This is a genomic window from Tabrizicola sp. (assembly GCF_016792905.1).
GTDB lineage: Bacteria > Pseudomonadota > Alphaproteobacteria > Rhodobacterales > Rhodobacteraceae > Tabrizicola.
Window position 1 is genome coordinate 60,353 of record NZ_JAEULP010000016.1, and the last position, 11,275, is coordinate 71,627.

At 67.3% G+C, this 11,275-nt stretch carries 12 protein-coding genes; 7 read left to right on the top strand and 5 right to left on the bottom strand.

The features are described 5' to 3' along the window. The first annotated feature begins 68 nt into the window (after positions 1-68). The 3 genes from JNL31_RS02260 to JNL31_RS02270 all read left to right on the top strand — a co-directional run bounded on the left by JNL31_RS02260 (position 69) and on the right by JNL31_RS02270 (position 4,200). Positions 69-761 (top strand): response regulator transcription factor, encoded by a 693-nt coding sequence (locus JNL31_RS02260; RefSeq protein ID WP_294969439.1) that lies wholly within the window; start codon positions 69-71, stop codon positions 759-761. Positions 762-884: 123 nt separating this feature from the next. After that, positions 885-1,997 carry an FIST N-terminal domain-containing protein gene (locus JNL31_RS02265; RefSeq protein ID WP_294969441.1) on the top strand — a complete coding sequence of 371 codons (1,113 nt, stop codon included), beginning with the start codon at positions 885-887 and terminating at the stop codon, positions 1,995-1,997. 1 nt (position 1,998) lies between these two features. Further along, on the top strand, positions 1,999-4,200 hold the full coding sequence (locus JNL31_RS02270) for a PAS-domain containing protein (protein ID WP_294969347.1): 2,202 nt from the start codon (positions 1,999-2,001) through the stop codon (positions 4,198-4,200). On the opposite strand, the gene JNL31_RS02275 is transcribed toward JNL31_RS02270, so the two are convergent. From JNL31_RS02275 to JNL31_RS02295, 5 genes are all read right to left on the bottom strand, one after another. Then, a complete protein-coding gene (locus JNL31_RS02275) occupies positions 4,197-4,988 on the bottom strand; it encodes an ABC transporter permease (protein WP_294969350.1) in 792 nt (263 codons plus the stop codon). The genes JNL31_RS02270 and JNL31_RS02275 overlap by 4 nt on opposite strands. Then, positions 4,985-5,698, bottom strand: coding sequence for an ABC transporter ATP-binding protein (locus JNL31_RS02280; protein WP_294969354.1), 714 nt, complete (start codon positions 5,696-5,698; stop codon positions 4,985-4,987). The genes JNL31_RS02275 and JNL31_RS02280 overlap by 4 nt, the downstream gene beginning before the upstream one ends. Positions 5,699-5,816: 118 nt before the next feature. Then, the gene (locus JNL31_RS02285; RefSeq protein ID WP_294969357.1) at positions 5,817-6,254 is read right to left on the bottom strand and encodes a hypothetical protein; all 438 of its coding nucleotides are present in this window, start codon (positions 6,252-6,254) and stop codon (positions 5,817-5,819) included. A gap of 4 nt (positions 6,255-6,258) precedes the next feature. Next, entirely contained in the window at positions 6,259-7,209 is a 951-nt protein-coding gene (locus JNL31_RS02290; RefSeq protein ID WP_294969360.1) for a YVTN family beta-propeller repeat protein, read from the bottom strand. Next, positions 7,206-8,375 carry an ABC transporter substrate-binding protein gene (locus tag JNL31_RS02295; protein WP_294969363.1) on the bottom strand — a complete coding sequence of 390 codons (1,170 nt, stop codon included), beginning with the start codon at positions 8,373-8,375 and terminating at the stop codon, positions 7,206-7,208. Before JNL31_RS02295 ends, JNL31_RS02290 begins: the two co-directional genes overlap by 4 nt. Before the next feature lie 160 nt (positions 8,376-8,535). On the opposite strand from JNL31_RS02295, the gene pedF reads away from it, so the two are divergent. The 4 genes from pedF (at position 8,536) to JNL31_RS02315 (ending at position 11,266) form a co-directional block, all read left to right on the top strand. Beyond that, positions 8,536-9,219: a cytochrome c-550 PedF gene (gene pedF / locus JNL31_RS02300; protein ID WP_294969366.1), complete on the top strand. Its 684-nt coding sequence runs from the start codon at positions 8,536-8,538 to the stop codon at positions 9,217-9,219. 1 nt (position 9,220) lies between these two features. Next, a complete protein-coding gene (locus tag JNL31_RS02305; protein WP_294969369.1) occupies positions 9,221-10,135 on the top strand; it encodes a transporter substrate-binding domain-containing protein in 915 nt (304 codons plus the stop codon). A gap of 75 nt (positions 10,136-10,210) precedes the next feature. Beyond that, entirely contained in the window at positions 10,211-10,735 is a 525-nt protein-coding gene (locus tag JNL31_RS02310; RefSeq protein ID WP_294969372.1) for a CoxG family protein, read from the top strand. A gap of 45 nt (positions 10,736-10,780) precedes the next feature. After that, positions 10,781-11,266 (top strand): (2Fe-2S)-binding protein, encoded by a 486-nt coding sequence (locus tag JNL31_RS02315; protein WP_294969374.1) that lies wholly within the window; start codon positions 10,781-10,783, stop codon positions 11,264-11,266. Positions 11,267-11,275 lie beyond the last annotated feature (9 nt).

Consider the following 11,275-nt stretch of genomic DNA (forward strand, 5'->3'; position numbering starts at 1 on the left):
TGGCCTGTATCGGGCGGGGGCGGCGCGCGATACTCTTGGCCAAGACCCAACCCGGAAGGCGCATGATGATGATGGTTCCCGCAAGCGACCCCCGGCCCCTGCATTCGGCGCTGATCGTCGATGACCATCCGCTGTTCTGCGACGCCCTGTCGATGACGCTGAAGTCGGTCGCCGGGATCGAGGAGATCGAGACGGCGGATAGGCTGGAGACGGCGATTCACCGGGTCGACCTGAACCCGGCGCCGGATGCGATCGTGCTGGACCTGAACCTGCCGGACGTGAACGGCATCGACGGGCTGATCCGGTTGCGGCAGGCGGCGGGGGAGGTGCCGGTGCTGGTGGTGTCCTCGCTGGCCGACAACCGGGTGATCGGGGCCTGCATGGCGGCGGGGGCGGCGGGCTTCGTGCCAAAGCATTCCCGGCGCGAGGTGTTCCGGGCGGCCTTCGACGCGCTGCGGGAGGGCAAGCGCTATCTGCCCGAGGGCTATGAGCCCCTGCCCGAGGGCAAGATGAAGGGAACCGCGCGAGAAGAGGCGATCGGTCGGCTGGGGCTTCTGACCCGGCAGCAGGCGAAGATATTGCAGCTGATCTGCGAGGGCCTGTTGAACAAGCAGATCGCCTATGAGCTGTCGATTGCCGAGACCACGGTGAAGGCGCATGTCACGGCAATCATGCGCAAGCTTGGGGTGCAAAGCCGGACCCAGGCGGTGCTGATCGCGCGCGAGACGAACTTCACCTCGCTGATGCCAGAGGATGGCTGAGAGCCGAAAGGCTTGCCCGGACTGGGAAAGCCGCCGTAGCATCGGGGCCGGGAGAAGGACATGATCGCCGCAGATGACACGGCCCCTGCCGCGGCGGGGGCATTGCCCGATGGCCTGTCCGTCATGCCGCGCGCCCATGCCGAGGCACGCGATCCCGAGGCTTTTGCAAAGCTGGTGAGGGGCCTTGGACCGGGGCCCTTTGTGGCAGTGATCCTGTTCATCTCGCCTCAGGCCGACCGCGCTGTGCTGGCGTCAGGGCTGTCGGCCGCGTTTCCCGGCGTCCCGGTGATCGGCTGCACCACGGCAGGGGAAATCTCGCCGGAGGGCTATTCGGAGGGAGAGATCGTCGCGGTCGCCCTGCCCCGCGCCAGTTTCGCGGTGGACTGCCTGGGCGTCGACCTTGGCGCACTGGACCAGCAAGAGCTGATCGGGCGGCTGATCCGGGCGCGGGCCGGGCTGGCGCGACGGCATCCCGACTGGGAGGACGAATTCGCCTTCGTCCTGGTCGACGGGCTGTCGATCCGCGAGGACGAGCTGACCGCTGCGCTGGGGCCGGGGCTGGGTCCGGTGCCGCTGTTCGGCGGCTCGGCCGGGGACGGCACGCGGTTTGCCGAGACCTTCGTCTTGCAGGACGGGCAGTTCCGCCAGGGCTGGGCAGTGCTGATGCTGGTGCGCACCGCCTGCAAGGTGAAGGTGTTCAGCCTGAACCACCTGACGCCCACCAACCGCCGCATGGTCGTCACCGGGGCCGACCCCGCCCGCAGGGTGGTGCACCAGATCAATGCGGAACCGGCGGCGCAGGAATACGCCCGCCTTCTGGGCAAGGATCCGGCGCAGCTGACCACCTTCACCTTTGCGGCGCATCCGGTTGTCGTCCGCATCGGCGGCAGCCACCATGTCCGGGCGATCCAGCAGATGGCGCCAAACGGGGACTTGGTGTTCTTCTCGGCCATTGACGAGGGGCTGGTGCTGACACTGGCGGAGCCGCAGGATATGGCGGTGCATCTGGATTCGGCGCTGAACGCGCTGTCGGAAGCGGGAAAGCCAGCGGCGATCCTGGCCTGCGACTGCATCCTGCGGCGGATCGAGGCGATGGAGAACCAGCGGTTCGGGGCGGTGTCCAGCCTGTTGAAAAGCCACGGCGTCGTGGGCTTTTCCACATACGGCGAACAGCTCAACTCCATGCATGTGAACCAGACGATGACCGGGGTGGCAATCTACCCCCCGAAAGCCTGACATGATCGAGACGCTGATCAACCCGGCGGACAGCGCCGAGCGGCGGGCCGAGAAGCTTCTGACCATCGCCGAGGCGCTGATGCGGCGCGTGGAGCAGGCGACGGACGACAGCGGCGCCGCCTATGCGCAGTTCCAGCGCGCGGCGCTGCTGGAGGATCAGGTCCGCGAGCGGACGCATGATCTGGGCCGGGCGCTGGACCTGCTCAATGAGTCGAACGCGCGACTGGCCGAGGCAACGCGCGAGGCCGAGACCGCGCGGCAGAACCTGTCGAACGCCATCGAGACGGTGCAGGAAGGCTTTGCCCTGTTCGACCGCGAGGACCGGCTGGTGATGTGCAACTCGCGTTTCGCCATGCACATGCCGGATGTCCATGCCCAGTTGCAGCCCGGCCTGTCGTTCCCGGATTATGTGGCCAAGGTCAGCCGCTCACCCCATCTGGCCTTGCCCGACGGCGAAGGTGGGCCGGACTGGGCGCAGGGGCGGTTGCGGCGGCACAAGGACCGGCACGTCATCTTCAACGTGCGGATCACGGGCGACAGCTGGGTGCAGGTCAGCGAGCACCGCACAGCGGATGGCGGCACGGTGATCCTGCAGACCGATGTCACCGACATCATTCGCGCCGAACGGCACGAACGCGGCAAGCTTCTGGACGATCAGGCACGGGTGATCCGGGCGACGCTGGACCACATCAACCAGGGGATCAGCATCTTTGACGCCGAGGCGCGGCTGGTCGGCTGGAACCAGCGGCTGGGCACGCTTCTGTCCTTGCCGATGGGGCGGCTGCGGATCGGAGCCTCGTTCGAATACCTGTTCAGCCGGTTCCAGACCGAGATGCAGTTCGACACCGGGATGAGCTTTGGCGCGCTGATGGCCTGGGTTGCGGGCGCGGGCAGCAAGGCACCGCTGGAGTTCGAGGTGCGGCGCGGCGAGGACATGATCCTGGATGTCTTCGCGCAAGGGATGCCGGACGGTGGCTTCGTGTTCAGTTTCACCGATGTCACGGCGGAACGCGCGGCGCTGGAGGCGCTGAGCCGGGCAAACGAGACACTGGAAGCCCGGGTGATGGAACGGACGCTGGAGCTGGAGGACGCGCTCGCCCATGCGGAACGGGCCAACGCCAGCCGGTCGCGCTTTGTGGCGGCGGCGAGCCATGACCTGTTGCAGCCCCTGTCGGCGGCGAAGCTTTTCATCAGCTCCATCGGTGGCGAGGGGCTGGACAGCGGCGCGCAGGTGGCGCTGGACAAGGCGCAGAACGCGCTGATCTCGGTCGAGGGGATCCTCGACGCGCTTCTGGACATCTCGAAGCTGGAATCGGGCAAGGCGGCAGTCAGCGTGGGGGCCGTCAACCTGGACCGGCTCTTGCGGACGCTGGCCGAGGAGTTCGCGCCGATGGCTGCGGCGAAGGGGCTGGCGCTGAAGGTGGTGCCCTGCGGGGTGGTGGTCGAAAGCGACCCGGCCTATCTTCGGCGCATCCTGCAGAACCTGATCGGCAATGCGATCCGCTATACGGCCAGCGGCCGGGTCCTTGTGGGCGCGCGGCGTCGGGGCGGCCTGGTGCGGCTGGAGGTCTGGGACACGGGGCCCGGCATCCCCGAGGAAGCGCAGAACGACATCTTCAAGGAATTCCACCGCCTGAACGCCCGTGCCTCGGCCAGCGAGGGCATGGGTCTGGGGCTGGCGATCGTCGAACGCGCCTGCGCGCTGCTGGGGCACCCGCTGGGGCTGAATTCGGTCGTCGGACGCGGCACCTGTTTCATGGTTCAGGTGCCGTCTGGCGCGGCGGGACCGATGCTGCCACTGCCCGCCGAACTGCCGGAGCGCCGGGGCGTGCAGATGCTGGCAACCGAGAAGATCGCATTTCTGGTCGAGAACGACGCGGAATTGCGCCGGGCGCTGGGGCTGTTGTTGGAAAAGTGGGGGATGACGGTGCTGGATGCCGCCTCGGGCGAGGAGGCGCTGGCACTGATCGAGGAGATCGGCATCCTGCCGGACATCTTCCTGGTCGATCACCAGTTGGGCGACGGGATCACGGGGATCGAGTTCCTGGGCCGGATCAGGGCGGCGCATGGCGAGGTGCCCGCGCGGCTGATCACCGCGAACCGCGGGCTGGACGTGCGGGCAGCGGCGACGGCGGCGGGGATCGAAATCCTGTACAAGCCCATCGACCCCCGCGCGCTGGAAGCGGTGGTTTCGCGGCTTTAGCCCTTGGTGCGGGTGAAGCCGCGGGCGGGGTCATAGCCGTATAGTGCTGCCGCAGCGAAGACGGCGGTGGCGAGCAGGGTCCAGCCAAGGGCGGGCCAGTTTGGCGTGAGGTAGAGCGAGAAGCGGATCAGCTCGACCCCTTGCGTGAAGGGGTTCAGCGCGCAGGCGTTCGCGAGGGCTGGGCTGGCCTCGGCCATCTTCCAGAGCGGGTAGAGCGCGGAGGAGAGGAAGAACATCGGGAAGATGACGAAGTTCATCACTCCGGCAAAGTTCTCCAGTTGCCGGATGAGGGAAGAGAGGAGGAGCCCGAGGGCGCCGAGCATCAGGCCGACAAGGAGGAGGGCGGGGATCACGGCGACAAGGCCCACCAGGGGGGGCCGGATGCCCCAGGCGTAGCCGATGCCAAGGAAGACCCCGCATTGGAGGAGGCTGATCAGGGTTCCGGCGAGGAGTTTGGCGAAGAGGAGCCAACCGCGCGGCAGGGGGGCGGTGAGGAGAAGCCGCATCGAGCCCATCTCGCGGTCGTAGACGAGGGAGAGCGAGGATTGCATGCCGTTGAAGAGGCAGATCATGCCGAGAAGGCCGGGGAGGATGTAGGTCTCGTAGGTGATGTAGGTCTGGTAGGGGGGCGTGATCGAGAGGCCGAGGGCCGCACGGAACCCGGCGGCGAAGACCAGGAGCCAGACGAGGGGGCGGACGAGCGCGGCGACAAGGCGGCTTTTCTGGCCGAGGAAACGGGCCAGTTCGCGGTGCAATATGGCGGTGAGGGCGGCGAGGTAGCGGCTCATGCGGGGTCGCCCGTAAGCGTGAGGAAGCGGTCGGTCAGGGTGCTGCCTTCGGCCAGGGTGGCGGCGGGGGCGTCGGCGAGGAGGCGGCCCCGGTGCAGGATCAGGCAGCGGTCGGTGGGGGCGACTTCGTCGGTGAGGTGGGTGGCCCAGAGGACGGTGGTTCCCTGCCGGGCAAGCGCATGGGCGTGATCGGTGATCGTCCGGCGTGAGGCTGCGTCGAGGCCGACCGTGGGTTCGTCGAGGAGGAGGACGGCGGGGCGATGGATCAGCGCGCGCGCCAGTTCGACGCGGCGGCGTTGCCCACCGGAAAGGCTGCGGGCGGGGGTGTCGGCGCGGTCGGCGAGCGACAGGGTGGCCAGCGCCTCGTCGGCAGAGGCGCGGGCGGCGGGGCCGGTCAGGCCGTGGAGTGCCGCGTAGTAAAGCAGATTGCGGCGGGTGGTGAGGTCGAGGTCGAGCGTCGGTTGCTGGAACACGCAGCCCAGCGCAGCGAGGGCCTTCAGGGGCGCGCGGGTGAGGTCGTGCCCGGCGATGGCGATCCGACCCTGCGGCGCGACGAAGAGCCGGGTGAGGAGGGAAAAGAGGGTGGACTTGCCCGCCCCGTTCGGCCCCAGAAGTGCTGTGAAGCTGCCGGGGGCGAGGGTGAAGGTCAGCCCGTCCAGCGCCTTGCGCGGGCCATAGGCGAAGGAGAGGCTTTCGACGGAGAGGGTCATTCAGGGCGGGTCCTGACCTGCTCGGGTGATCGTGTCCCGGTCGCAGTCCCCATATCCCCTCCCCGCCGGGGGAAGTGGAGGCACATTGACCCGGCCGCCTGACCTGTGCGTGCCCGGCTCATTCGATGGTGATCTGCAGGGTCTGAGTCTCGCCGCCTTGCGGGGTGCGCAGGGTGTAGCTGCCGGGCTTGATGGCGATGAAGCCCACGTCCATCGTGCCCGCCTCGTCGAATTCCACGCTGTCGAGGCCGAGGGGGCGGATTTCCAGGCCCTCGATGACGATCTCGTCGATCCAGACTGCACGCAGGAAATCGGCCCCGGCCAGCGCGAGTTCCTGACTGCCGTCGGAGGTGATCTCGACCTCGTAATAGGTGCCGGATTTCAGATGCCAGGCTTCGCCGAGCGGTTGGCCGGCGGAAAGCATGATTTCGGGCAGGTCCTGCTTGTTGGTGGCGGCAAAGAGGCCAGCGGGGGCACCCATGCCGGCCGTAGCTTCGTCGTTGTCGGCAAAGGCGGGGGTAGCAAGACTGGCGAGCAAGGCAAGGGTCAGGCGCATGGGATCACTCCGTCGGCCGGAAGGCGGCGCCCCAGGGGAAGCGACCGACCTTGATGGATTTGAGCGCGCTGCGGGAGGCGACGTCGATCACGGTGACATCACCCGACACGCCGTTGGTGGTGAAAAGCTGGCTGTGGTCGCGGTTGAAGGCCATGTGCCAGACGCGGCGACCGACGAGGATGTAGGTCTCGACCTCATGGGTCTGCATGTTGATCACGGCGACATGGTTCGCCGGGCCGAGGGCGACGAAGGCGGTGCTCTGGTCGGGGGTGAATTCGAAGCCGACCGGCTGGATCAGGTCGTCGTTGACGCCGGGAATGGCGAAGCGGATCTTCGCCTTCTCGGCCTTGGTCGCCACGTCGAAGACCGTGACCGTGCCGCCGACTTCGGAGGACACCCAAAGTTCACTTGCGGTGAATTCAGCGTGGCGCGGGCGGCTGTCGACCAAAGTGTTGGCAATGATCTGGTGCGTCCTGGTGTCGATCCAGTGCGCCATGTTGGTGGTTTCCGACGTCGTCACCACAATGGCGCCATCCGGCGAGACGCCCATCCCTTCCGGCTCGATCCCGACGTTGATCTGGGCCACGACCTTGCGGCTGTCGACATCGACGACGGTCGTCACCGCATCGTCTTCGTTGGCGATCCAGAGATGCTTGTCGTCGGGATGCAGGACGAACTGTTCCGGGTCCTCGCCGGAGGGCAGCTCGTGCAGGATTTCGCCGGTGGCCGGGTCCATCACCTGCACCGTGTCGCTGTCCGAGGCGCAGATGTAGACGCGGGAATAGTCGTGGCTGAAAGTGATCCCGCGCGGGCGTTCGCCGGTGGGGATCGTCCGGGTGACTTCCAGCGTCGCAGTGTCGATCACGCTGATCGTGTCGTCCTTTTCGTTCGTCACCCAGATTTCGTCGGCCAATGTCGGGGTGGCGAGGAGGGTCAGGAGAAGCAGGCGGATCATGGGGCCCCCTTGAAGGCGGTGCAGGCGGATTCGGGTTCGTCGAGGCCGAGGGTGTCCATCTCGTTCCGCTGGTGCAGGAAGCCTTCGACCGGGGCCAGGGTCACAAGCGCGCGGGAGTTCACCACGGCAATGGGCTGGCGAAGCTGGCCATTCCAGGCACGGAACGACAGGCCGCGGCCCTTGAAGCCGTCCATCTGGAAATCCGGGTTGAGGAGGAACGCGCGGAGCGTGGCCGGGTCGCTGGAGCCGGTGCGGGTCACGGCCTCGCCGATGGCGCGGATGGCAGCCCAGGCGGCGTAGTCCAGGCCGCGCATCGGGCGGAGGGCGTGGTCCTCGAAACGGTTCTGAAGCTGGACCGCGCCCCAGCTTTCGATGACCGGGGCCCAGGCCGTGGGGACCATGCCGTCGGACCCTGCCACGGGGCGGGGGAGCCAGGCGTTGTGTTCGATGTAGCGGCCGAAGTCGTCGGTTTCGTCAGCGACAAGGATGACGTCATGGTCGGGGAACCCCTCAGTGAAGCGGGGAATTTCGTCCATGGTGGACTCGCGCAGGTCGGTGTCGAAGGTCCAGTCCTTCTCGGCGGCGATGGTGATGCCGAACTTGGTGGCAGACCGCCGGAGGGCTTCGGCGAAGGCCTGGTCGGCGGGATGCGAGCCGGTGACCAGGACGGTCGTCTGCCACTGCTTGCGCTGCAGGACCTGCATCAGGGCATCGGTGCGCGCGGCGTCTTCGGGGATCGTGTGGAGAAGGTTCGCCCGGCAGTCGCCAGAGCGGAGATTTTCCGCGCCGGAGGAGACGTTGAAGAGAAGCGCCCCTTGCGCCTCGGGCAGGTCGGCGACCGACAGGATCGTGGCGGGATCGGCGTCGATCAGGATCAGGCGGGAGGTCTTCAGCGCCTCGCGCGCGGCTGTGGTCAGCTCGCCACCCGGGGGGATGGAGGCGAGGGTCAGGCTGTAGCTGTGGCCAAGGAAGCTGCCGGTGGTTTGGGTGTCGGCAATGGCGATTTCAGCCCCGGCGATGCCAAGGTCTTCCGGCACGGGGTCGAGGTTCGAGAGGACCGGGGGGCGGTCGACCTCCAGCCGCAGGTAGGTGATCGCGACGGGCAGCTCGGCCCAGGCAGGCGCGGCTGTCGCAAGGATCGCGATGGTCAGGACGATGCGGAACATGGAGCCCTCCCTCCAGGCCCAAGACTGCGACCGGGGGCAGCGATGGCCAATACGACCATGGTCGGACGGCGCGGAGGGGCGGGTTGCACCTTGGTCGAATGGCGGGGGGCGGGGGTCAGGGTTTACCCCTTTGACCCAGACCTTGAGGGAGGACCCCCGAATGATGCGCAAGACCCTGGCGGGCCCGGCCCTGCTTCTGTCCCTGGCCGTGACCGCGACGCTGGCCTTTGCCCACGGTGACGTGGCGCCGCAGCCGGTAAACACCGATGCCCTGCCCGAGGTGGGCGAGGAATGGCTGGTCGAGAACCCCTACCGCGCCGACAAGGTGGGCGACGAGGTCTGGTGGCAGGCCGTCATGATCGGCGACAGCGGGTTCAACCAGAACTGCGCGCGCTGCCATGGGCTTGGCGCGGTGTCGGGTGGCCTTGCCCCGGACCTGCGCTTCCTGGAGGCGGCGGAATACGGGGACGAGTGGTTCGCCGAGCGGTTCCAGCACGGCTACACCCAGGACGGCACGACGAAGATGCCGGCCTTCGGGGAGATCCTGGGCCAGAAGGCGGGCTGGGCGATCCGGACCTATATCGAGACCCGGCCCGAGGACGGGGCGCTCGACGCCCACAAGGACCGGCTGGGGGCGATCCGCGACGAGCTGATGGCGGGGGGCGGCGACGATGCGGCGCTGAAGGCGGAGCTGATGGAGATCGCGGGTTCGGTGGTGACGGCCTCGGGCGCGCCGAAATCGGATTCGGCGGCGCTGCGGGCTGCGCTGGCGCTGGACGGGACGGAGGCGGCGAAGAAGCACGCGGCCGAGATGCTGACCATCGGGCTTTCGGCGGCGCATTGAGATGCTGCGGGCTGCGGTCCTGGCGGTGATGCTGCTGGCGGCGGGCATGGCGAATGCCCGCTGCGAAGGCCAGGCTCCGGGGGCAAAGCCGCAGAACACCCCGCGCGAGGATGTGGGCCAGACGCTGGACGAGATCGTCGAGCGCGGCTGGATCGAGATCGCTGTCTACGAGGACTTTCCGCCCTACAGCTGGGAAGAGGGCGCTACGCCGAAAGGGGTGGACGTCGAGGTTGGCAAGATCATTGCCGAAGGACTGGGGGTCGAACCCCGGTTCCGTTTCGTCCAGTCGGGCGAGACGCTGGAGGCGGACCTTCTGAACTATGTCTGGAAGGGCGCGGCGGTCGGCGGGCATGTGTCGAACCTGATGATGCGGGTGCCCTACAACAGCGATTTCACCTGCCGGGTGGAGCAGGCCGTGTTCACCGGGCAATACGCGGGCGAGAAGGTGGGCATCGCCTACCGGATCGAAGCCTACCCCGACGCGGTGCAGGTGGCGAATGCGGACGGGCGGCATCCGGATGCGCCGGTGCCGTCGTTCTTTGTCTATGACCCTGTCGGGGTCGAAAATGATTCGATTTCCGATTTCTACCTGACCTCGGCCTTCGGCGCCTCGGCCAAGATCACGCGCTACAAGACGGTAGCGGCGGCGATGGCGGGATTGAAGGCGGGGGAGGTGATGGCGGTGATGGGACCCCTGTCGCAGCTTGAGGTCGGCGCGGGCGAGGGCGTGGCGGTTCATGCGCCGCTTCTGCCGGGTTTTGAGCTGTCGCGCTGGACGCTGGGGGTGGCCGTGCACCAAAGCCACCGCGACCTTGGCTATGCGGTGGACGACGCCATTGCGGCGGCCCTGGCGGATGGCCGTATCGCGGAAATCTACGCGGAGTACGGACTGGAGTTCACCCCGCCCGAGCGTTGAACAATACGACTTAGGAATCATAGCCGCCCGTTGCGTCAGCCGATATGCTGATTATGCTACAACGGGGGAGAGGCCATGAAGCTCAGTGACACCCGCGACATCAAGGCCACCCCCGGCGAGGTCTGGACCGCGATCCTGAACCCCGAGGTGCTCAAGGAATGCATTCCGGGTTGCGAGAGCCTGAGCGGGTCGGTCGCCGAAGGATACGAGGCCGTGGTCAAGCAGAAGGTCGGGCCGGTGTCGGCGACCTTCACCGGACTGGTGCAGCTTTCGGACATCGTCGAGGGCAAGTCGCTGAAGATTTCCGGCGAGGGCAAGGGCGGCGTCGCGGGCTTTGCCAAGGGCGGGGCCGACGTGTCCTTCGAACCGATCGAGGGCGGCACCCGGCTGACCTATGTGGCCGAGGCCAGTGTCGGCGGCAAGATCGCCCAGCTGGGCAGCCGGATCATCGACAGTTTTGCCAAGAAACTCGCCGACGAATTCTTCACCCGGTTCCAGGAGGCGGTGGAGGAGCCGGAGCCTGCAGAAGTGGCCGGAGAAGAAGGTGCCGGGCCGGAGGAACAGAAGAAAGGTTGGTTCAAGCGACTGCTCGGCGGCTGAACGGGCCGCAGGGAAGTACCTAGGAATACCCAGGGAGGAGCAAGAATGACGAAAGTCTCGATGACCGTGAACGGCCGCGCCGTTTCCGGAGAGGTGGAGGGGCGGACGCTTCTGTCCTCCTTCCTGCGCGAAGGGCTGGGGCTGACCGGCACCCATGTCGGCTGCGACACCAGCCAGTGCGGCGCCTGCGTGGTGCATGTCGACGGCCAGCCGGTGAAAAGCTGCACGGTCTTTGCGTCGGATGTGGCCGGAGCACAGGTCAGGACCATCGAGGGGATGGCGAATGCGGATGGCTCGCTGGGGGTGATCCAGCAGGCGTTCCAGGACCATCACGGGCTGCAATGCGGCTTCTGCACGCCGGGCATGGTGATGTCGTCGGCGGCGCTTCTGGCCGAGAACCCGAAGCCGACCGAGGCCGAAGTGCGGCACTATCTGGACGGCAACATCTGCCGCTGCACGGGCTACCACAACATCGTCAAGGCCGTGATGGCTGCCTCGGGGCAGGATGTCAGCGCCTTGGCTGCGGAATAGGGGGGCGAG